Source organism: Pantoea stewartii (assembly GCF_011044475.1).
GTDB lineage: Bacteria > Pseudomonadota > Gammaproteobacteria > Enterobacterales > Enterobacteriaceae > Pantoea > Pantoea stewartii.
Genome location: NZ_CP049115.1, coordinates 2,082,921 through 2,105,549, shown reverse-complemented (window position 1 = coordinate 2,105,549; position 22,629 = coordinate 2,082,921). Strand labels below are relative to the sequence as shown.

Annotated in this window: 19 protein-coding genes and 1 tRNA gene; 7 read left to right on the top strand and 13 right to left on the bottom strand. The window is 51.5% G+C overall.

Annotated elements, in window-relative coordinates; all coding sequences use genetic code 11:
• The first annotated feature begins 23 nt into the window (after positions 1-23).
• Positions 24-99: transfer RNA gene (locus tag G5574_RS09935), tRNA-Phe, on the top strand.
• Between the two features lie 425 nt (positions 100-524).
• Here the strand turns inward: G5574_RS09935 and G5574_RS09930 are convergent.
• The 3 genes from G5574_RS09930 to G5574_RS09920 form a co-directional block, all read right to left on the bottom strand.
• On the bottom strand, positions 525-1,835 hold the full coding sequence (locus G5574_RS09930; protein ID WP_164482560.1) for a glycosyl hydrolase family 28-related protein: 1,311 nt from the start codon (positions 1,833-1,835) through the stop codon (positions 525-527).
• 963 nt (positions 1,836-2,798) lie between these two features.
• The gene (locus G5574_RS09925; RefSeq protein ID WP_164482559.1) at positions 2,799-4,073 is read right to left on the bottom strand and encodes an MFS transporter; all 1,275 of its coding nucleotides are present in this window, start codon (positions 4,071-4,073) and stop codon (positions 2,799-2,801) included.
• On the bottom strand, positions 4,070-5,491 hold the full coding sequence (locus G5574_RS09920) for a M20 family metallopeptidase (protein WP_164482558.1): 1,422 nt from the start codon (positions 5,489-5,491) through the stop codon (positions 4,070-4,072). Before G5574_RS09920 ends, G5574_RS09925 begins: the two co-directional genes overlap by 4 nt.
• A 145-nt stretch (positions 5,492-5,636) precedes the next feature.
• Between G5574_RS09920 and G5574_RS09915 the strand changes: the two genes are divergently transcribed.
• A complete protein-coding gene (locus G5574_RS09915; RefSeq protein WP_164482557.1) occupies positions 5,637-6,551 on the top strand; it encodes a LysR family transcriptional regulator in 915 nt (304 codons plus the stop codon).
• On the opposite strand, the gene G5574_RS09910 is transcribed toward G5574_RS09915, so the two are convergent.
• Together G5574_RS09910 and G5574_RS09905 are read right to left on the bottom strand one after the other, a co-directional pair.
• Positions 6,498-7,388: an EamA family transporter gene (locus G5574_RS09910; protein WP_164482556.1), complete on the bottom strand. Its 891-nt coding sequence runs from the start codon at positions 7,386-7,388 to the stop codon at positions 6,498-6,500. The two genes, G5574_RS09915 and G5574_RS09910, sit on opposite strands and share 54 nt — an antisense overlap.
• Positions 7,385-8,518 (bottom strand): MFS transporter, encoded by a 1,134-nt coding sequence (locus tag G5574_RS09905; protein ID WP_164482555.1) that lies wholly within the window; start codon positions 8,516-8,518, stop codon positions 7,385-7,387. Before G5574_RS09905 ends, G5574_RS09910 begins: the two co-directional genes overlap by 4 nt.
• A 209-nt stretch (positions 8,519-8,727) precedes the next feature.
• Here G5574_RS09905 and G5574_RS09900 point away from each other — a divergent pair, with 209 nt between their 5' ends.
• Positions 8,728-9,192 (top strand): winged helix-turn-helix transcriptional regulator, encoded by a 465-nt coding sequence (locus G5574_RS09900; protein ID WP_164482554.1) that lies wholly within the window; start codon positions 8,728-8,730, stop codon positions 9,190-9,192.
• Between the two features lie 288 nt (positions 9,193-9,480).
• Positions 9,481-9,843: a hypothetical protein gene (locus G5574_RS09895; protein WP_164482553.1), complete on the top strand. Its 363-nt coding sequence runs from the start codon at positions 9,481-9,483 to the stop codon at positions 9,841-9,843.
• 131 nt (positions 9,844-9,974) lie between these two features.
• On the opposite strand, the gene G5574_RS09890 is transcribed toward G5574_RS09895, so the two are convergent.
• Complete coding sequence (locus G5574_RS09890; RefSeq protein ID WP_164482552.1) at positions 9,975-11,183, bottom strand: aldose 1-epimerase family protein; 1,209 nt, start codon at positions 11,181-11,183, stop codon at positions 9,975-9,977.
• A 294-nt stretch (positions 11,184-11,477) separates the two neighbouring features.
• Positions 11,478-12,230 carry a DUF1868 domain-containing protein gene (locus G5574_RS09885; RefSeq protein WP_226374735.1) on the bottom strand — a complete coding sequence of 251 codons (753 nt, stop codon included), beginning with the start codon at positions 12,228-12,230 and terminating at the stop codon, positions 11,478-11,480.
• Between the two features lie 320 nt (positions 12,231-12,550).
• Here G5574_RS09885 and G5574_RS23875 point away from each other — a divergent pair, with 320 nt between their 5' ends.
• Entirely contained in the window at positions 12,551-12,685 is a 135-nt protein-coding gene (locus G5574_RS23875) for a hypothetical protein (protein ID WP_263757544.1), read from the top strand.
• Positions 12,686-12,696: 11 nt separating this feature from the next.
• Here G5574_RS23875 and G5574_RS09880 read toward each other — a convergent pair whose 3' ends face one another.
• The 6 genes from G5574_RS09880 to G5574_RS09855 form a co-directional block, all read right to left on the bottom strand.
• Positions 12,697-13,983: a methyl-accepting chemotaxis protein gene (locus G5574_RS09880; RefSeq protein WP_110268380.1), complete on the bottom strand. Its 1,287-nt coding sequence runs from the start codon at positions 13,981-13,983 to the stop codon at positions 12,697-12,699.
• A 761-nt stretch (positions 13,984-14,744) separates the two neighbouring features.
• Positions 14,745-16,040, bottom strand: coding sequence for a methyl-accepting chemotaxis protein (locus tag G5574_RS09875; RefSeq protein WP_039342283.1), 1,296 nt, complete (start codon positions 16,038-16,040; stop codon positions 14,745-14,747).
• Between the two features lie 288 nt (positions 16,041-16,328).
• Positions 16,329-16,724, bottom strand: a complete 396-nt coding sequence (locus G5574_RS09870; protein ID WP_006118258.1) for an acyl-CoA thioesterase — start codon at positions 16,722-16,724, stop codon at positions 16,329-16,331.
• 187 nt (positions 16,725-16,911) lie between these two features.
• Positions 16,912-18,489 carry a methyl-accepting chemotaxis protein gene (locus G5574_RS09865; protein WP_039342287.1) on the bottom strand — a complete coding sequence of 526 codons (1,578 nt, stop codon included), beginning with the start codon at positions 18,487-18,489 and terminating at the stop codon, positions 16,912-16,914.
• Positions 18,490-18,930: 441 nt separating this feature from the next.
• Entirely contained in the window at positions 18,931-19,596 is a 666-nt protein-coding gene (locus tag G5574_RS09860) for a YfdX family protein (RefSeq protein ID WP_033739721.1), read from the bottom strand.
• 112 nt (positions 19,597-19,708) lie between these two features.
• The gene (locus G5574_RS09855) at positions 19,709-19,951 is read right to left on the bottom strand and encodes a hypothetical protein (protein ID WP_033739719.1); all 243 of its coding nucleotides are present in this window, start codon (positions 19,949-19,951) and stop codon (positions 19,709-19,711) included.
• 442 nt (positions 19,952-20,393) lie between these two features.
• On the opposite strand from G5574_RS09855, the gene G5574_RS09850 reads away from it, so the two are divergent.
• Positions 20,394-21,332: a sensor domain-containing diguanylate cyclase gene (locus tag G5574_RS09850; RefSeq protein ID WP_039342291.1), complete on the top strand. Its 939-nt coding sequence runs from the start codon at positions 20,394-20,396 to the stop codon at positions 21,330-21,332.
• Positions 21,333-21,472: 140 nt separating this feature from the next.
• Positions 21,473-22,303, top strand: coding sequence for an alpha/beta fold hydrolase (locus G5574_RS09845; protein WP_006118263.1), 831 nt, complete (start codon positions 21,473-21,475; stop codon positions 22,301-22,303).
• Positions 22,304-22,629: the final 326 nt, after the last annotated feature.

Sequence of the window (22,629 nt, the reverse complement as noted above, 5' to 3'; positions counted from 1 at the left end):
CATAGGGTTTAATGCGCCCCGTTGCCCGAATAGCTCAGTCGGTAGAGCAGGGGATTGAAAATCCCCGTGTCCCTGGTTCGATTCCGGGTTCGGGCACCAAAATTTGAAACCCTCGCTTCGGCGGGGGTTTTTGCGTTTGGGGGCAAGGCTGTAGTTATCGGGACGGCTAAACGTGCAAAACAGCCTCTTCGTGGCGAGGGACAAGGCGTATGTCGTTTGCCAGCCTGTTACGGCATCTGCCCATAAAAAGGCTGACTGAGCGGTGATAGCACCTCGATCTTCCCTATGTCATGCGCTTCGCCGAAAAGTATGCAGTCCGGTAGCAGAGCAGAAAGACCTCTTATTACCGGAAGCCTGTTATCATCAGCTTAACGGGATCACGTCGCTGACGCCTGCCAGACGCAAGGACTGACATCCAGTTTACTGCTACGGCCTGCTGCCCCATTCGAATTGCGTAAATCAGGCTGTCCAGCCTGGCCCAGGCTAATAATAAACCCCGGACGGTACCGGGGCGAAGCGAGAGGCTACACGGCTGGCATGATCGGCTGAAGATTCAGATAGGGCAACGCATAGTCAGGTAACAGGTCGATGATCGCTGGCAGGGGTATTTCTGCGATGACGCCTGCTACCACCACCCGTTTTCCACTGTCGGCAAAGCGGTTTTCCGCGCAAAGAAAAGCGTCAGGGAACAGGGTGACGCCAGGGCCAGGCGAGCCAATGAGTTGAGAATCTTCGCTGCGATTAATAAACAGATTAGAGAACACCAGATACTTTGAAACGGTGATGTGTTTCTCTGGCGTATCATAAATGTTACTCCAGTAGCTAATCATTCCATCGTTCAAATAATTATTGAATATAAAGGTATCCTGCATGATGCGCCATTGAACGGCTAAATCGTCGTAGGGACGTGCATCAAATGAGATACTTTTTAGATAGTTACCGGCAAATACGAGGCCTCGGGCATTACGGAATTTCAACTGACCGGACGCATCAGCAGGCCAGCCTGAAAAATAGTTCTCAACAACTTCAACCTGGTCGTAGGCTTTAATATAAACAGCATGATCCCGGACAATATCATTTTCACCGCTGGCCGGATTATACAAGCGGGGAGTCGTGCTACCTGAAAAGACATTTTTACGGAAAACCCCTTTTTTCAAATTGCTGGTCGAGTACCAACCGGCAACAAAGTGTCCCTGCTCATCATCAAATGTCATTATCCCCCGTGTGCGTAATGCGATAAGCGTCAGCAGCATCGCTTTTGTGGTTGCATCAATCCACGCTTCAGCAACAGAAATGTCCGTTATTGAACCCAGAAAATTTTGCTCGATTATCAGGCCGGGCGAATTGCCATAGGTATTTATCGCCACGCCGGGATAACCCCGGCCACGCATAAAAACATTGCCCTTAATCAGGTAAGCCTTTGTTGAGCAGGTTAACTGGGCCTCGTTAGTATCGCTCACCGTATTAATAAAAACATTATAGTTAACATTAATGCCGGTTTTTCTTCCGTAAAAATACAGCGTCGCATTCTCAAAGATAATATTCTCTATTGTCAGGTTAGCGACGGTATTGCCATATTGACCGTCACCAAACATGACGGCGCGTTTGTTGTTGATACCGCGAAATACCGTGCCGGTAACATCACCTTTCAGTGAGTTAAACGATTTGAGCTGGATATCCTGCGAGAAAAGGTAGACGCCTGCGGGGAAATAAATGCCTTTTTTCTGTTGCGTGCTGATATTTAATAGCGCAATGAGTTTTTCAGAGAGATCTTCGGATGTATCAGGGTAAATACCCATGTCGGGCGCAAAAATATAGTCATATAACGTATCCATATTCACCTCATTTTTAACGTAAAACCTACTTGATCTGCATGGTGTGTCTGTCCGTATTTAATGTAAATTACGCAGTGTTTCTACTGCATCTTCAGCAAGGGAGGGCCGAATAATGGCAGGTTTGCATGATTGCACGTAATAAAAAACGGGTTTCTGCCTGGGTAGGCAACATTAAGCGTAAGAACATTGAGCGAGATCAAAATGGTTAACAGAGCCGGGATGAGTTAAACAGAATACGGGATAGATTTTACAGTTAAAGCCGATCTGAAATGATTCACAGATCCCTGCCAAATCGCGCAACAGGAAAAAGGCGAACGGGTCGCTGACAAACAGCATATTCAGGCGGAGGAAAGATGGCTCACTGGCCAGGCGAAAAGTCATGGTCTGATAGTTTTAATGCTGCTAAAAAATACTTCCGATATGGGCTGTTCTTAATAACGCTGTAATAACCTTTGCTCGTATTGGTGAACGCATCCTTATTGTTCTGCCGTTCCATCACTGGAATAAAAACGGTGCGTGTTAATTGTTAGTGGGTTCTCCGTAAGTCTTGCTGCTGGAACGCAGCAGAATATGATGGTTCACAGAGCTTCTTTATCGTGACTGGATCATTATTTTTCATTACCGTCAGCTTGCCAGACGGCATAAAGATGATGCCTCATGTGAGTAAGTTAATCTTGTTTACAGTATTAATGCGTCTTTTCTACCGTTCCGTTTTCGGGGTGGCAGACCACACATTGAGCCATTACCGGGTTTTATGAAGACTGTTACATTCTAAAGTGGGTGGGGATGAATATTGTTGAAAGCAATCGGTGGGGTTCTTAGCAAGGTATAAAGAAAGGAAAAATCAGTCAGCTTTCTCAGCCCGACTGATGCTGGGGTTATTGAAGCAAATGAAGCGTTAACAGCCAAACTTCTGCCACCTTGTAAAATCCGTCAGGTGCACAACCCTGTGCACCTGTTCTCCTACTTCACGCGCTTCTGGCTGCGCAGCAGTGCCAGGCCGCTCAGCACCGACATGGCCATCAGGTAATAGCCGGGTGCCAGGCTGGTGCCGGTGGCCGTGATTAACAGCGAACAGATCAGCGGTGCAAATCCGCCAAATACGGTCACTGCGATGTTATAGCTGATCGCCATGCCGCTGGCGCGGGTGCCCATCGGAAACAGATCGGCCATGACCGACGGCACGGTTGAGAAGTAGATCGATTTCAGCAACGCCATCCAGCAGACCAGCGCGACAAGCGTGATGGGCGTGGTGTGACTGACGACCAGCTTAAAGGCGGGATAGATGGTGACGATCAGTAAAATCAGCGAGCCCCACATCAACGGAACCCGGCCGATGCGTTCTGCCCACAGACCCATAACCGGCGTCACCACGGTCAGGATCACACCCGCCATTAACGTCGCGGTAAAGGCCACAGAGCCGGGCAGGTGCAGATTGCGCGTGGCATAAGTCGGTACATAGTTGAGCATGTAGTTAACCGCCGTGGAGATGACCATCAGGCCAATCGCCAGCAATATGAGCTCTTTCTGGCGGCCAAACAGGCGTTTAAGTGGGGCAACATCAGGTTGATGTGTGGCAAAGCTGGCAGGTTCATGCACATGGCGGCGGATATAAATTCCCAGTGGGCCAATCAGCAGACCAAAGGCAAAGGGAATGCGCCAGCCCCAGTCCTGAATCTCGCTTTCCGTCAGGATTTTCGTTAATCCCAGACCAAACGCGGATGCCATCAGCGTACTGGCCCCCTGAGTGGCAAACTGCCAGCTGGCGATAAAGGCTTTGCGCTCGGGAAAATGCTCCACCAGGAACGCCGTCGAGCTGCCAAATTCGCCGCCGGCAGAAAAACCCTGAACCAGCCGCGCCAGCAGGATAAGTACAGGGGCCATCAACCCAATACTGTCGTAACCCGGCATAAACGTAATCACGGCACCGCCCAGCATCATCAGATTGATGGAGAGCAGTAGCGCCTTTTTGCGACCATGGCGGTCAGCATAGTTGCCCAGCACAATCGCGCCCAGCGGCCGGATCAGGAAAGACACACCGAAACTGCCGAACGTAAGCAATATCGACACGGACGGATCGCGGGTCGGGAAAAACGCATGGGCGATATAGCTGGCAAAGAAGCCGTAAACCGCAATATCAAACCACTCCAGCGCATTACCGATGCAGGTGGCAAACAGGGTTTTGTGCAGGCTGGGTTTATTCGCGTGCAGAGATGCGGTGGTATTAAGTGTGCTCATGCGGCACCTCCGGCATGGTGACGATGCTTCGCGACCAGTTCGCGGCCTTGTTCGCCCAAATCCCACAGCAGTCGGGTCATGATCTGCAGGCCTTCGCGCGCAATTGACTTCAGCATATGCTCGTTCACGCCGTGCTGACCGCAGGCGGGATAAGAGTGCGGCACCCACAACGTGGGCAGGCCGAGAATGTCGGAGAACACCTCATTAGGCAGTGAACCGCCCAGGTTCGGCAGCAGTGCCGGCGTTTTGCCGCTGGTTTCGGCCATGCTGGTCAGCACCCAGTCGACTAACGGATCGGTGGGATCCAGCCGCGTGGCAGGCGATCCGCGCATAAACTCGACGTTCACGTTGTCAAAGCCGTGCTGTGAAAGGTGTTTCCTGACGTGCTGCGCCAGATTTTCCCAGTCGGTGCCGACCACAAACCGCAGCTGACATACCGCGGTCGCCTCGCCCGGAATGGCGTTCATGGGGCGGGCAGGATTGCCGGTGAGAAAAGACAGCACCTCCAGCGTGTTCCAGCCATACAGGCGTTCTGTGGGGGTAAGTGCCGGTTCGCCCCAGTCTCTGTCAATCTCGGGATCGCCAGGCATGCCGCCGACGTGAATCTGACGGAGAATATCGCGTACCTGCTGAGTGAGTGAGCTGGGTTTCAGCGCCGCCACCTGAAGCACGCCCTGAGCATTCACCAGCGAGGCAATGGCATTGGCCAGTTGCGTGCCGGGGTTACTCAACAGGCCACCCCAGTTGCCGGAGTGATAGGCGTTGTCGCGAGCCGTGATGGTAAGGCGAAAATTGACGGCGCCGCGCGAGCCCAGGAACAGGGTCGGCTGCACCGCGTTCAGGCGTGGACCGTCTGAGGCGACAAACAGGTCGGCTTTGAGCAGATCGCCGTGCTGCTGGCACAGCTGTGCCAAACCTGGCGAGCTGATCTCTTCGCCCATCTCGAACAGCAGCTTGCAGTTGAAACCCAGCCTGCCGCCGCGCGCCTGAAACACCTGTTCCAGCGCGGCCAGGTTAACGCAGTGCTGACCTTTGTTATCCGCACTGCCGCGGGCATACCAGCGGTCGTCTTCTTCAACAAGCTCCCAGGGCGTTAACCCTGCGCGCCAGTTTTCGTCATCGCCAAACACCACATCGCCATGACCATAGCTCAGCAGGGTGGGTAGGGCGGGATCTTCAATGCGTACCGCCACCAGAAAGGGACGGTGGGCTGCTTCGGCGTTCTCAATAAAGTGCAGAGTAAAGCCCAGCGCGCGCAGCTGCGGCCCAATCTCATCGTGTAAATAGTGATGCAACTCGCCGTCGCGATCCTGGCGCTGGCTCTCGGTGCGCTGCGCCACGCGACGCGCCAGAATGCGTTGAAATTCCCCACTGTCGAACCAGGCGGTGGCCTGTTGTATGGCGTTTTGCGCTGTCATATTTGCGTATCTTTTATGCGTATTATGTTTTCCCATCATTTCCGAAACGCTGCTTTGCCACAATTATCAATTTATCGAGTAAGATTTGCTTTTAAAGCAAAGCTAACCTGCCCGTTTTCGAGGCATGCACCAGCATGAGGCGCGCATGATCAGTAATGAAATCCGCTATTTTCTCGCCGTGGCGAATACGGGCTCGTTAAGTGCGGCGAGCGAACAGTTGTTTATTGCGGTGTCGGCTATCAGCCGTCAGATTCAGCGGCTGGAGACCCAGGTGGGCGTTCCGCTGTTTGAACGTCACGCTCGCGGGATGGTACTGAATGAAGCCGGGGAGATTTTTGCCCACCATGTGCGCAAGAACATGCTGGATATGGACTATGCGCTGGCCGAGATCAAAGGGCTGAAAGCCGTGCGGCGCACGCTGATTCGGCTGGCCTGTACCGACGGGCTGGCCTTTACGTTGCTGCCGCGCATGATTGCCGACTTTCGCGAGACGAATCCCGGCATCCTCTTTGACATTAATGTCGCCAGCCCGCAGGGCGTGTCCGAACGAATACGCAGCGGCGAGTGCGACCTGGCGCTGCAGTTCAGTCTTCATGCCGAAACGGGCGTGGAAATTATCGGCTCCTGGCCTGCGCCGGTGTTGTTAGTGATGCATCAGAGCCACCCACTCGCCAGCGCGCCGCAGGTGACATTGCGTGATATCAGTCCCTATCCGCTGGCACTGCCCCAGCAGAATACCACCGTGCGTCAGCTGTTTGAGCTGGCGAGCCATATGAGTGGCAACCTGATTGAGCCGGTGGTGACCTGCGATAATTTCTCTACCTTATTCCAGTTTCTGCTGCGTACGCCGTTGGCCATGACCATCTGTAGTGCCTTCAGCGTGCTACAGGAAGCCGAAGCGCATGGACTGGTGATGCGATCTGTCGACATCGATCAACTGAGCCAGCGCAATCTGCAACTGCAGGTGCCTTCTGGTCGGCCCCGCAGCGCCGCGCTGGAGATGTTTTTAGCGTTTGCGCGGCAGCAACTGAACACGCTGGACGAGTCGTTGACCATATAACCCCACCGTCAGCCCGATAATAATCAACAGCAGAGCAAGCATTTTTTGCGGTGAGATGTGCTCGCCGAATATCATCATGGAACCTAAAATCCCGAAGACCGGCACCAGTAGTGAAAGCGGTGCTACTGTGGAAACAGGATACTGCTTGAGTAACGAATTCCATATCCAGTAACCGAAAAGGGTATTGGGATAGACCTGGAATAAAACAGACAGCAACGCGCGGTTGTCCATGTGGCTAAACATCTCTGTAAAGCCGTTGCTGCCGTTAACCAGCCAGTCCAGCCCAAAAAGCGGTAGTGGCGAAAACGCGCTCGACCATACCAGAAAGGCGAATACCTGTTTTGTGCCTGCCTTTTTAATAATGATGTTAGCGATGCTCCAGGCAAGCGCACCGGCCATGACCAGCAACATGCCACTCAGTGTAACCGAGCCATCCGTGACAAACACGATGCTTAGTAAACCCGCACAGGCGATAACAAAACCGGTGATTTGATAGCGACTGAGGCGCTCCCGAAATATTAGGCTGCCCAGCAATAAGGTAAAAAAAGCGCTGAACTGCAGCACAAGCGATGCTATCCCGGCAGACAAGCCTGTTTTGATTCCCAGATTGACCAGCCCCCACAGACCGATGCCAAAAATCAGGCCATAACCGATGAGGTAACACCATGGCACATCGGGCTTTTTGATGAAAAACAGGGCAGGCAGGGCACTCAGCGTGAAGCGAATGGCTGCCAGTGTGAAGGGATCGATAGTGTGCAGGCCAAGTTTAATGACGGAAAAGTTTACACCCCAGATTGCGGTAACCAGGATGGCGAGCAGAAGATGCGGATATTTCATGATTGACGGGATCCTGACCAGATAAGAAAAGCACACACGCTGACCGAGGCACCGGCAAGGCAGACGGCCTGCCATCCCCAGTAGGCGTACAGTTGCGTTGCAATGAGGGCGCCTGCTGCGCTGCCCACCGAATAAAAACACATGTAAGCACCGACCAGACGGCTTGCTGCTGCGGGTCTGGCGGCAATGATGAGACTCTGATTGGTGACATGAACGGCCTGCACCGCAAAGTCCAGCGCGATGATGCCCGCCACCAGCCAGCACAAAGAGGTTTCGACATACGCGACGGGCAGCCATGAGAACGTCAATAGCGCCAGCGCTAACCCTGTTGTGCGTTGGGCAAATCCTCTGTCAGCCCACTTGCCCGCGCGTGATGCCGCGAGCACGCCAGCAATTCCGGCTAAGCCAAACATCCCTGTCTGGGTATGTGGCAGGGAAAGTGCCGTAAGTGGCATTACCATGGTTGTCCATAGCATGCTGAAAGCCGCGAAGATCAGCAGCGCAATCATTCCACGTTTTCGCAGTTGAGGTTCCGTAATAAACAACCGAAAAACCGACTTCAGCAGGGAAAGGTAACTTGGCTTACAGGGCAGTGGCGGGGGCGATGGCATCACTTTCCAGACGAAACAGGCAATCAGCAACATCAGGCAGGCAGAGGTGAGATAAACGGCCCGCCAGCCGGCGATATCGGCAATGGCGCCTGAGATAAAACGGGATAACAGAATGCCTGTAACAATTCCGCTGGTCAGGGTGCCAATCGCCTGGCCTCGTTTCTGTGGCGTCGCCAGTCTCGCTGCCCACGCCACGATAAGCTGCACCACCACGGCCATCAGGCCAATCATCAGCACGGCGCAGAGCAGAATCGTGACACTGCGTGATAACCCCGCCACGACTAACGCCACGACGGACAATAGCAACTGCGTCATCACTATGCGTTTAGGATTCATCCAGTCCCCGAGCGGCACCAGAAACAGCAGGCCGATGGCATAGCCCGCCTGTGTGGCAGTGACAACGCTGCCGATCATAGCGGGTGAGACTTTCAGGCTTGTCGCCATCGAATGGAGTAACGGTTGCGCAGAATACACATTGGCTACCGCCAGTGCACAGGTCAATGAAAATAGTATCGTCATTCCTGAACTCAGCGCAGTGACACCGGGCGATGCAGTTTTAGTCCCGTCATCGCGGCACGTACTTGCCTTATCTACCATAAGATGCCTTTATTCTGGTTTTTTTTTAAAACTAGATTACTTATAGAAGTAACAAGAGTGGTTTTTTTTTGCAACTATTAAATGTGGGAATTAAGCTTACATCAGTGGACAGACTGACAGGGAGAACACCGATGGCAAAACAGGAATCGCTCAGAACCAGCGAATGTCCCGTTGCGCGGACGCTGGAATCGATTGGTGAGCGCTGGTGCATGATGATTATCCGCGAGGCATTTGATGATGTGCGGAGATTCAGCGAGTTTCAAAAAAATCTGGGGCTTGCCAAAAACATACTGGCCTCACGTCTGAAACATCTGGTCGATATCGGCGTGTTCGACATATTGCCAGCATCGGATGGCAGCGCCTACAGGGAATACGTCCTGACGGAAAAGGGGCGTTCCGTTTTCCCCATTGTTGTAGCGATGCGGCAATGGGGAGAGCGTTATATGTTTGACCAAGGGGAAACCTATTCTGTCCTGCTTGATAACGAACAGGGTAAGCCGGTTCAGCTTTTGGATGTGCGTTCCTCCCAGGGAAACAAACTGCAACCGGGTGACTGCCACCGCAGGCGCGTCGTTTCTGATAAAACCGCCAGGTGAATTGCTGAAATACCCGCAGGAAAATGATGTGAAGCGCCTGAAGGTTATGGCGCAGCCTTCGATGGCTGACCGCTCGCTCACCAGTGGACTACGCCGCGCCGTGATCACCATGACATCACTCGTTAGGTAGTGTAAAGGACGTAAAAGGCTGTAAAAACGCGCGTTTTTAGCCTGTGACGCGCTTATCATTCCTGCCATACGTCACTGTCACTCAGTCGGAAGTTTGCCGATAAAACAGAAAACAGTGCACATACTGACCTGAACATTCATCTGCAAAGGAGAACCACCATGGATTCTTTCTTTCCTGAGGATGTCATTGATACCCTCAGTAAAACGTTCTGGCAGCGCGTCAGTGCGATGAAAGGGCTTATCGAACGTCACCAGAGTTTTCGTCTGCTGTGGTTCGGCGAGGCGCTGAAACGTAACCACAACTGGACCGATATCAGCGCGGAACAGGCCGTCAACCGCGTGATTAGCGAGAGTCAGGGGCTGCCGCTGGCGGAGGTCAGAAAAATGACCATCGCCCAAAAGTGGGTTGCACTGTCAACGGTGAAAAAGACGCTCTATTCACAACCGGATGGTAAAACGTTTCAGTGGCTGGTGGAGAAGAAGCTGGACGAGCTGGATAATCCCGGCCAGTTTTCAGCGTAACGCCATATTGCGTTCAGCGGCGTAATAAAAAACCTGTCCACGCTGTTCGCGTTAATATCAACTGGCCGGGGTTGCCCCCGGCTCTGTGATGAACAGCGAAACCTTACCGCTTTTGTGGCAGTAAACCGCGCTTATTCATTCGCGATCGGCGTCGAATTTTCCTCGATTTTGGTGTCGCCCTGAATCGCTTTAATCCGCTTCTCTACCGCATTGACCTGATCGCTGTTGTGCAACAGCGTGTAGGTCAGATCAAAGGTTGCACTCGCGCCCGGTGCCAGCTGTTTCACGCGCTTCTGCTCCCGTTCAATCGTGACCGGATAGGCATAGTTGGTGCCGGGCTCAATCCCGGTGACATAGCCTTGTTTAAGCGTGTCGGTATTTTTCCACAAGGTCAGCAGCGGTAACTGCTGAGTATCAAACTGAATGGACGCGCCTTTGTTGCCCGCTTTATTAACCACGGCGGCGACCGTCTGATGATCCTTGTCGGACAGCGGTTTGATGTTAAACACCATTTCATCGAAGTCTTTGGTTGGGCCTTGATAGGTCTGCCAGTTTTTCAGCCCCGCTTTGGCATAGTCATTGAACGGGCTGATGCCCGACATCGGGGCTATAAAGCGAGCACCTTCTTCCAGAATGGGCGTACTGAAGTTGCTGTGATAGATGATCTCGTAATCGTGCGGGTAATCGGAATGGTTGGTCAGCACGTCGTGCAGGCTGAACTGGTTGCTGCCCGGCACATAACGCAATTCCGTCCACGTCTGCAAATCGGCTTTCTTAAACGTGCTCTCTTTGATCAAACCGCGAATACGGATTTCATGCGGGGCCGCATCCGCCACCTCGACTTCAAGCTGCGAGACCGGCGTGTTTCCGGCTTTGCCATGCAGCGTGTAGATACGGCCTTTGTCGTTCACCGGATGGCCGGTCCATTCGTAGCCACAACGCACCATCATTTCGTTGAATCCTTCCAGCCAGCCCAGGCCATTGCGGCTTTCAAGATTGATGAACGCCGGGTTTACCACCTCTTTAACGGGGGAATCCCAGCCCAGGCGGGTGCCGAATCCCTCTACTCGGAGCAGGTTCATACCGCGTGTCGGAATAAGCGTAATAGTCAGGCCATCCTGACTGCGGATGACCAGAAGCTTACTGCCTTCCTGCTTGCCGCCATGCAACACTTTCTGCTCAATGCTGAACGGTTTGCCCTGAATGTTCAGCTCGCTGCTGTTTATCTGCCAGTTTCCTTTGTCGGTGCTTTGTTCAGCACTCGTCAGCACCCAGGTTTTTGCAGATACCGAACCCGAAATCATTACGGCCAGCACCGTCAGTGCGAGTTTCGTCTTCATCGTTTACCTCTCTGGCTGAATCGTTTTTTCATTAGTGAGAGGAATTTACTGATTTGGGCTACGCGGAAACGTGATTTCTCTCACCTGCTGGAAAATCAGGCAGGATTAAGCGTGTTAGTGGGATGTTGCTCACATTTAAAATGCTTATTAATGCTGTTATGTCATCTTTTTATCGGCATAAACGCGAAAGCTGTAAACGTTTCAGCCACCACCGGTAAACCGTGGCTGGCGCGTAAAGTCAGGAATCAAAACAAAGGCGCGAAGCAGAGGCGTCGCGCTGCACAGTGAGGCGGATCAGGTCAGATAAAACTGTCGCTTGAAGGCAAACATATCATTCAGCAGGCAGTACTCGGGATTACCGAGCGTAATAACTGGCGCGCGCTGCGCGATCATCGTTTTCCAGTTCGCCAGTGAACGTCGCCAGGCGGCGTCTTCGTCGTCGGTCAACGGCGCAACCTGATATCCCAGCGTGATATGAAACTGGTAGCGATCGTGGTCTGGTTCGCGAATGCCAGTGACCTCGGACAGCCGATCGCGTAAACGGCGCAACCGCGTCTCTGTCTCCGCATCCGCCGTTAGCAGGCGCAGCGTTAACGGGGTTTCACGCGCAGACGGCGCCTCCGGATTGACGCGCATGCGGTAAGGCGAGGCATCCTCACCCAGTTTATATGTCCGCAGGCGTTCAGCCAGAATCCGGTCGCACTCGTCCATGGGCATGTCCAGCGGCAGCCCGGCAGGCCATAAGGGATAGCGTCTTGCCTTGTCGTTGGCTCCGCCGAAAACAGTCATGTGATAACTGGAGGGCGGCAGTGCGGTAACCTTCCTTGACCAGCTTTCGCCGGGTAATTCACGATAGACATCAAGCAGGGCATCAAAGGGTTCTGAGCCGTCACCTTGCTGCGGCAGATGGCAGATAATCGTGTTTCCTTTAAAGGGAAGAACCCGGCCATCTGCGTCAAACTTACGACCCACGTCGTTGGGGCGGTGTTCCGCACCGATGGCGAGGGAAGCGGCCAGACCGCCCAGGGTGGCAATCGTACCTTTCAACAGCCTTCTCCGTGTTGTCATCGAATAACCTCTGCATTTAGCCGGTTCCGACAAGGTCGGTAACGGGACCGTTCCCCCGCGCAACGCCACCCGTATCTGCGCGTGCTGTATTCCTGAGAAGCTGTTCTCATGCCTGAACGGGCTTAACAGGCAGGGGGGCTGTGATAAGGGGACAATAACGCGCATGCGCAGAAACAAAGAACCCGACGTCATCCTGCACGGTGATCCGCTCAGGGCGCTTCTCAACCGGGGAGCTTAGTGAAGATCTGTGACTAAAAAATGACTGAAGATGTACAACGAGCGAAAGAGGAATATCTGTTATGACTAAGCGGGCCGCAATGGCGCTTGCAGCACGCTTCATAACGCCCGATGCAGCGTCGTCGTGGCTTGTTCATCTGCGCGCTTTTTTCTGCTCGTCTGAGAAAGAAAAAGCCAGCGTTACGCCGCTGGCATGACGTTTTCATGCTTACACATTGAGCCGGTGGATGACCGTCACGAATTCGTTCACCCCGCGATTGATCTCCTGGAAACTGCGCGAGAGGTTGCTGATCTTATCGTTTTCAGTCGTAAGAAAGCGTCTGATTTCATCAAGCTGCCGGGACATGTTTTCAATGAGCGCGGTATTTTCTTCCACAACTTTCGTGATTTTAAGCGTTGCCTGCGACGTCGAAGCCGCCAGTCGCCGGACTTCCTCGGCCACCACGGCAAACCCACGTCCCGCTTCGCCTGCCCGCGCGGCCTCAATCGCCGCGTTTAACGCCAGAATATTGGTTTGTCCGGCGATGGTGTTGATCGTCGAAACAATTTCTTTTATGTCCATGGAAGAATGATTGAGTCTGTCGCCAATGTCTGCTGCCGCACCCACCTGTAACGACATGGATTCCGCATTGCGGATGGTCTCACCCAGGACATCATTGGCATTAAAGGTGATTTGCGACGTCTCTTCCGACGTTGTGACGGCAATGTCAGCGATCCGTTTGGCATTCTCTACGCGGTCGGTGATATCAGACGCCAGTTTAATAACCTTATAAACATGCCCGGAGGCATCTTTGACAGGGTTATAGCTGGCCTCCAGCCAGACGCGTTTTCCAGACGCTGTCACACGTTCAAAACGCCCTGTGAAAGCACGCCCCTGCTGAATCTTTTGCCAAAAATCAGGCTGCTCCTTATAAAATTCATCAAAGCAAAATATGCGATGATGTTTACCTTGAATGGCCTCAAGCTGATAGCCCATTAATTTCAGAAAATTGTTATTGGCGTCAATGACCTCACCCTGCGGTGTAAACTCAATCATGGCCATGGAGTTATTCAACGCGGTAATGATGGCTTCTTTATGCTTTAACGCTTCATGTTTATGCGTAATGTCGTTGGCAATTTTTATGATTTTTTTCACCGCACCGTGGCGATCTTTCACAGGGAAATAGGTGGCGCTCAAATACAGCCGGCTGTGATTTTTACGAAACCGCTCAAAGATACCGCTGAACGAGTGACCTGAGCCGAGTGTTTGCCAAAAGTGCGTATAGTCGCTGGAGTGCACAAATTCATCATCGCAGAACAGGCGATGGTGCTGACCGGCGATCTCATTTAGCGTGTAGCCTGTCAGTTCGAGGAAAGGCGTGTTTGCCGTAATGATGCGACCGTCGGGCGTAAATTCAATCCAGCCGATGTTGGCTTTGATCGCCTGTGTATTGGTCTGGTCGTCCGCTAACCCCAGTGAAGCTTTACCAGGTATAAAACGTGTCAGGGCTAACATACTTCTCTCCATCTGATTCAGTTAAAGGGGGCGTAAAGCGTCGGGCCTCGTGGCGGAGAGTTTGCTGTCTGATGGAAAGTAGAGCGTCCGGCCCGGGTCATTTAACTTATCGGCACAGGCCGGTTCATATTTAGAAATGTATTAAAAAAATTGAAGCTTATCACAGTGGCTGTCAGTGCATACAGATAACGAGCTACGTCTTCTGACAGACTGCCTGTAACAGTGAAAAGATGGCGAAAGCAGAAAAACAGCAGCCATGTGGCGGATTGCTTCCCGCTGCCAGACAGGACGGCAGATAAAAAAAAAGCAGGATGAGCGGGGGCTTTTCCGGGCAGATGTCAGCGGCAACCGCTACAGCCCGGATAAGATTGTTAACCAGAGTTTGTCAAACGAGGTAAAAGAAGACATCAGGAGGGGTTATACAGTCAACATAAAGTGTTTAGGGCTTGTTGCAGTGTAGGGACGTTTTTATGACAGGAAAGCGCGAATCAGCGAGAGCGAAGCCGATGGCAATGGCGTCGCCAGGCGTTTTCATGCACACCCGAGAACGCGCCTGCGATGGCGATGAGCCGGATTTTCTGTCGGGCAGGCATGTCGCCGCTGTGATACCCAGGCGCTGCATCACCACACGGCGGCGTTGACAGGCTGGTGGCAGCAGAAAAGGCTGACGCGTCAAACAATGACGCGCCCGTGTGTGGGGCGTAACCCTGACAATAAAACCGTATGCAGTGCCGTTAATCGCATCAATGCTGCCTGTGCCCTCAGACCTTCAGTCGATGAATCACCGTTACGAATTCGTTTACGCCGCTGAAAATTTCCTGAATGTTGTCGGACAGATGCGTGATTTTGTCGTTTTCTGTGGTGAGAAAGCTGTTAATGCCGTCGAGTTGCTGGTGCATATCGCCAATCAGGCTGGCATTTTCTTCGACCACCTTGCTGATTTTCTGCGTCGCCTGTGAGGTAGAAGCAGCAAGACGTCTGACTTCTTCTGCCACCACGGCAAAACCGCGTCCTGCTTCGCCTGCCCGTGCGGCTTCAATCGCAGCATTGAGCGCCAGGATATTGGTTTGTCCGGCAATGTTATGGATGGTTGAGACAATCTCTTTGATGTCTTTGGCTGAGTAATTCAGTTTGTCGCTGATTCCCGCTGCCGCAGCGACCTGCGAGGCCATCGATTCGGCGTTACGCACCGTCTGACTGAGAACATCATTGGCATTCACGGTGATGTGTGACGTTTTTTCAGACGTGGTCATGGCGATATCCGCCACATCCTGCGCCGTGACGACACGTTCGGTAATATCCGACGCCAGCTTAATCACTTTATAAACGTGTCCCGAGGCATCTTTCACCGGGTTGTAGTTGGCCTCAAGCCAGACGCGTTTTCCTGATGCTGTTACCCGTTCGAAGCGCCCGGTGAACGCGCGCCCCTGTTGAATTCTGTGCCAGAAGTCCGGGTTTTCTTTATAGAACGCGTCAAAACAGAACAGACGGTGATGTTTGCCCTGAATAGCGGCCAGATCGTACTCCATCAGCGTAAGGAAGTTTTTATTGGCATTAATGACCTCGCCCTGTGGCGTAAATTCAATCATGGCCATGGTGTTGTTCAGCGCCGTAATAATCGCTTCTTTATGCGTGAGTTCTTCATGCCGATCGGTAATGTCGTTAGCGATTTTGATAATTTTTTTGACCGTGCCGTGTTTATCTTTCACGGGAAAATAGTTAGCGCTTAAGTAGAGCAGGCTGTTGTCTTTGCGGTAGCGTTCGAAAATGCCGCTGAATGACTGGCCTGAGGCCAGGGTTTCCCAAAACAGGGCATATTCACGGGAGCGCACAAAATCAGGCTTACAGAACAGCCGATGGTGCTGACCGGTGATCTCACTGAGCTGGTAGCCTGTTACGGCAAGGAACGCCGGGTTAGCCGTGAGAATAATGCCCTCGGGCGTGAATTCAATCCAGCCGCTACAGGCCTGGATGGCCTGGATGGCCTGGATATTATTCTGATCATCCGAGGCGCTCCGCGCGTTTTTGCCGCGAAGTAAACGCATAAGGGAAAACATAGATCTCTCCAGATATCGCTGTAATAAGCTCGAAAGGTGATGACCGCGTAGTGGAGAGACAGCGACCCGGTTAAGGGGAAGTCGATCGGCTCGGGTCTACTTCGGTTATCGGCATTGCGCATGTCATATTTAGGTCACATTTCAGCCACGGTGAGCGCACAGTGAGATGCGTCACGTTACAGGTGGTGGGCAAGGCAGGTACATCGACACAGGAGAGGACGTCTCGATCTCAACATGATGAGAATGTCGTGATCGAGCGTCGCGGTAATCAGCCGGAAAGCCGGCGCGTTAGTTTCCGGCGTCAGGTATCGCACTACGTAAAAAAGCCGGAATAACAGGACGCCCTTTTTCCAGACAGGTGCCGGTGAAAACCGCCTCAGCATAAACAACGTTATCAACCAAAATTTGCTGGACGAAATTAACGCGGTTACGCTTTTCGTTTGCCGCGAGTGCGCAGGTCACCTGCATCTCATCGCCTTTTTTCAGGCTCTTTTTAAAGCGAAGCGTATATTCAAGCAGCATATGGATACGGCCTTCGGCAAACTCCGCTTCCAGATCCACGCCAAGGTGCTCTTTCATAAACGCGTGGCGTGTCCATTCCATATAGAAGGGATAGTAAAGTCCGTCTACAACGCCCTGAAAATCGATATGCTTTTCGTCAACCTGATACGTTTTGCTAAACATAGTATGGCCACTGGTAAGTGAGGGAAGGCCCACTTTAGTCGGCATGGCTGTTTTTTTAAACGGCTTTTTTCAGGCGACAGAGGAAGGTGAGTGATTCACGCTAACAGTAAAATCGGCACGCGCCAGAATCATCCAGACACGTGCCGGGTGGGCTTTACGTCATGCCGCAGCTAAACACCGAGGCTGTTTAGCGCAGCACAGCGGCTGGCTGGTGTCGGTCAATACGGAAAATGGACACGGCATTACGTAACAGGGTCGTTTGTTCCACCATGCCCTGGGCCGCAGAAGAGACCTGCTGCACCAGCGCGGCGTTCTGCTGGGTAACCTGGTCCATTTGGCTGACGGCAATGCTGACCTGCCCGATACCGTTGCTTTGCTCATCCGACGCAATGGTGATTTCGCCCATAATGGTCGTCACGCCCTGTACGGATTTCACGATCTCCTCCATCGTGTTACCTGCCTGTTTCGCCAGGCCCGAACCTTTCGCCACGTGTTCAACCGACTGGGTGATCAAATCTTTGATTTCTTTAGCCGCGGTAGAGCTGCGTAAGGCGAGCGAACGCACTTCTCCGGCAACCACCGCAAATCCGCGTCCGCCTTCGCCAGCCCGTGCGGCTTCAACGGCGGCGTTCAGGGCCAGAATATTCGTCTGGAATGCAATCCCTTCAATGACAGAGATAATCTCGGCCACTTTGCCTGAGCTTTCAGAAATAGAGCGCATCGTTTCGACAACCTGTTTCACCACATCTCCCCCCTGCAGGGCCACGTGCGAAGTGGTATCCGCCTGAGAATTTGCCTGACGGGCGTTATCGGTATTTTGACGGACGGTAGCGGTCAGCTCCTCCATACTGGCGGCCGTTTGTTCCAGTGCGGCAGCCTGCTCTTCAGTGCGCTGAGCCAGGTCAATATTGCCCTGGGCGATTTCGCTCGCTGAGTTATTGATCAGTTCCGCAGAGGACTGAATGCCACTCACAATGGTGACCAACTGTTGGCGCATGGCTTCCAGTGAGGCCATCAGGCTGCCCTGGCCTTTAAGCGGCACAGCAATATCTACCGTCAGGTTACCCTGGGCAATCATGCCAGCAATATCGGCAGCCGCTTTGGGTTCGCCGCCCAGTGCGCGAACGATACTGCGTGTAATGATGGTGCCCAGCACCAACGAGAGCAGGATGGTGGTTAACCCGGCCAGACTGAGCGTCATTTTCGTGGCAAAGGCCAGGCTGTTTACGTCGTCAGAGCGCGTAGCCAGCAGCGACGATTCTGCGTTGTTGAAATCGGCGGCGACGGCGCGGTAGCGATCCATAAAGGCTTTATCACGCCCTTCCTGAAAAAAATGCGTCAGGGCATCGAGCGGTTGTTGTCCACCATTAACCTGACGACGCAATGCGATTAGCTGATCGTCAATGGCCTGGACGCTGTTGTGCAGGTCAAGTAATGACGTCAGTCTTTGCTGTTGACTGGCATTGTCTGCCGTCATGGTGCGGAGCTGATTATATTTCTGGTCGAACGCCGTTTTGCCTGCGTTGAACGGTGCCAGGAAGGCTTCATTACCGGAGATGACAAATCCCCGCACGCCCGTTTCCATATTAACCATGTCAGTTAACATGCTGTCGCTCAGACTCATCACCTTATAACTGTGAATATTCCAGCTATTGGCCTGCCGTAGCTTGAGAAAGTTAATAATCGACAAGCTGCTGCCTATTAATGACACAAGAACAATGATGCCGAACGCGAACGCGATTTTGCGGCCTGTTGTGATTTTCATGTTGATTCCCCGTTTAGTAATTTTTTTATTTTTGTAATAACAACCCTTGCTTTTCGAGTATCGGCAACAAAGGAAGGCAGTTTATGAAAGCGAAGCCGTTTTTTAAAAAAAAGTTTAAAAACTATCCTTAAGTTTAGTAAAAAGTTAATTTCCTGAGTTATCTATAGTATTCGATAGAAAGGACGAGATTAGCGTAAGGTGTATAAATAAACTGAAAATAAAAGTGATAATGAAAAGGAGGTGCTGGAGATTTGTGTTAAGTGAGCGTAGTTGCTGGGGTGGGGAGAAAAAAATGGATAATAATCAGGCCGTATCATTGTGCGCTTGATATCTGAACGGATTAAATAAGGTTGACGCTTTCATCTCACCTTATCGATGAAATGAAAGCGGCCTTATTGTTTAACATCGTCATCGTGTATTTAATGTCACGCTTATTGATAATTACGAGCCTTTATTACTCTGTGATGCACTGGCACCGGTCTGTGAGTGATGCAGGGTAGGGCTCACAGGCAGTTCAGAATAAGTTTGCGTATCGTAAATCACGCCTTCTTCTGCGGATTTCAGCAGCATGCCTGCCTGGTAGTATTTATCCTGTTTCATTAAAGCAAGGGCATTTGAAACATCATTTTCTGTTTGTTGTAGCGGCATCAGTTCCTGCGTTTCAGTGACGGCTACGCCAGCCAGCTTCAGCGCATCAAGCGCACCTTGCTTATCACCTGCTTTAATATGCTGATTGGCTTTATCGATCGCGTCATTTTTCTGTTTTGATAGCTGGTAATCTTCCGACACGGATACATCGGAGCCGATGCGAATATAATTATCTCCCGTCATCGGAGCTTTTTTGTCATAGCGAATATACTTTGTCCAGTCCACACTATTATCTTTTAAATAGGTGTCAGCCTGAGTCGCCAGCGCTTTTGCTTGTTGAGTTTGGCCATTAAATAACGCGTTGCGTGAAAGCTGAATATCATTCATGGCCTGCGCGGCCTGGGCCGAAATGACTTCATTATTTAATGTATGGCTGTCTTTAAAGGACTCAGCGGCCGCAGCGCCACCAGTAAACACTAATACGGCTACAATCATTGAGCTAATAATCATCTTTTTCATGATATTTATCCTCTGTATTTATGCATCCGAAAGGTGCTAACGTCATTGATTACATCTGTAGTGTTCATTTACCTGGACTGTCTTTTTTCGAAAAAGCAATAACACTGCGTTGTCAGACAAATGCAACGTCGCTGTTTTTGCTGTTTGGGAAACAGTTATCCAGAATGGCATTCTTCACGCAAAAATAATGAGGTGAAACGGCGTTGAAAACATAATCCGCCTGCGAAATGTCCGGGCTGTTTTTTGAGAAAAACATATCGCCAACAAACAGGGCGTCGGTCAGATGTGAATCCTGGCGTGAATAATCACTTTTACACAGGTTACCGTGGTAAGAAAGCAGAAGGGGCAGAGCCATAATGTTATCTCCTTGATGTCGTCTTGACGTCTTTACTTAACACCCGGAGGATATTTAATTGTAATTATGAGTTTGCAGAAAAATGTCACTGTTACAATTTCATGGTTTTTTATCATTTTAATTCAATGGCTTGCGAATCAGTGTTTGTTACATCTTACCGCTTCTTTAAAAAACCTGAGTTTTCTATAGAAGAAAGCGTACAGGCTGACAGTCGGGTTATAAAAGAAGCCACATCAGCCGCGCCGTCGTTGATCACTCTCTGTGCAAGATAATCATTCAGCGCGCTGTCACTGAGCGTCTGCCGTATGCTGGTTCTGATGCGGCTAAGCGTGGTTAATTCTGAACGGGTTGACTTTATCCCTGTCTCATCGTGTTTTGAACATGTTGCTTTACAGTGCGCATGGCAATGGCAAAATAGCCTTTTCTCTTTCCCGCTATCGATATGTCTGAAGATGCCCTGCGGCAGCAAATTGCGAATTTAAAAAAACACAATGCGCGATTAAGGCGTATTGCGCATGATGCCCGCGATAAATTGGGTGCTGCGCTGGACGGCACGGGCCTGTGCTTGTGGCAACTGGATATTCCCACGGGCAAGTTGGTTATTTTTAACCGCCGATGGGGATCCATGCTGGGTTTTCAGCCTAAAGAAACGGATGCCCATTTTGATGTCTGGAAATCCTGCCTGCATCCTGAGGATGCCGCAGATGTTCTGAAGGCGTTCTATGACCATATCGAGGGCAAAGCACCCTTCTATGAAGCCTTACATCGGATGATTGGTAAAACAGGAAAAATTACGTGGGTGCTGGACCGGGGCCGCGTCAGTGAATGGGACGAGCAGGGCAGACCGATCAAAGTGACGGGCACACACATTGATATGACCAAAGAGAAACAGTACGAAGCGCAACTGGCTTCACTGGCAATGCACGATCCCCTGACGCAATTAACCAACCGGCATGCGTTGATCAATCATTTTCGCGATATGAAGAAAAAGGCATTATGTATTGCCTTTATTGATTTAGATAATTTTAAGCATGTCAACGACACGTTAGGGCATCGCAGTGGCGACGAAGTCCTGATTCAACTTAGTCTGCGCTTTATCGCAGCCTGCCCACCAGGTGTCATTATTGGGCGACTGGGCGGCGATGAGTTTGTTTTACTGATTCCGCTCGCGTTAACCCATCCACTCACGAAGAGGCTCACGCACGCCTGTCTTAATGCTGCCATGCAACCTTTTGAGCTGGCCAACGGTACTGCCGTCATTGGCGCATCCATTGGGGTTGTTCAGGTTGAGGAGCCAGAAAACTTTGACAGTGCGCTGGCCCGTGCTGATGAGGCGATGTACCGCATCAAAAAAAACGGTAAACGCGGTGTAGCGTTGTAAAAACGCGTTTTTTCTGCTTCTGGTTTGACCATCGGTTTCCCTCTGCCATGCTTGACAGTTAGTGCCGCGCGCCGGAACGTCGCTGAGCTTCTCAGACGATGGCCGGAAGCGTCATCACCTTCATCCATAGCGAGGCGTTTATGAGTCTGTTTAAAAGCAAAGATGGATTTAACCTCTACTACAAAGACTGGGGCAAAGGGCAACCGGTACTGTTTAGCCATGGCTGGCCGCTGGACGCGGATATGTGGGATAGCCAGCTCAACTTCCTTGCCGAACGCGGCTATCGGGTTATTGCTTTTGACCGGCGCGGTTTTGGACGTTCCGACCAGCCATGGGAAGGATACGACTACGATACGTTTGCTGACGACATTCATAGCCTGATCACACATTTACAGCTCAAGGATGTCACGCTGGTCGGGTTCTCAATGGGCGGCGGCGACGTATCGCGTTATATTGGAAAATATGGCACGGGCAACGTTAAAGGGCTGGTTCTGTTAGGCGCAGTCACGCCCGTGTTTGGTAAGAAAGACGATCATCCCGAAGGCGTAGAGAAATCGGTTTTCGACGATATCAAACAGGGACTGCTTGACGACAGAGCGCAGTTTATTAAGGATTTTGCCGCCCCCTTTTATGGCACCAATGCTGGCCAGTCAGTATCCGAGGGCGTATTGACGCAGACGTTAAACATGGCCCTGCTGGCATCGCTCAAGGGAACGCTGGACTGTGTTACCGCTTTTTCTGAAACCGACTTCCGCGCGGATCTCGCTCGCGTTGATGTGCCCACCTTAATCATTCATGGCAGCCATGATCAGATCGTCCCGTTCGAGGCGACCGGAAAGCTGGCCCATGAACTGATTACGGGTTCAGAACTCAAGATCTACGATCAGGGGCCTCATGGATTCGCTGTCACGCATCAGGCTCAGCTCAACAACGATTTACTCGCCTTCCTGCAAAACAGCAGGGCAGAATAGTCCGAAAAAAACGCCCGTCAGGGCGTTTTTATTTTTATTGCCGCTTCGCTTACCTGAAATGTGATGAGCGGTATTTCTTCCGCTTGTGAGAAGTGCCATTTTACTAATTGTCGCCTGCCTGGTCATTTTATGATCTTTTCTTTCTCTTCATTCTAATAAACGAGACGTTTACCGCTTCGCTTATTTTTGCATGTTGCAAACCCTGCCGTAATGAATTCGATTTTATCGCGCTTAGTTAAATAGATCATTTATTGATCATATTGACGATAGGCAATGTCACCTGGCCGTCCCTGCGCTGCGATTGAAAATAAAATCAGTGTGGACTT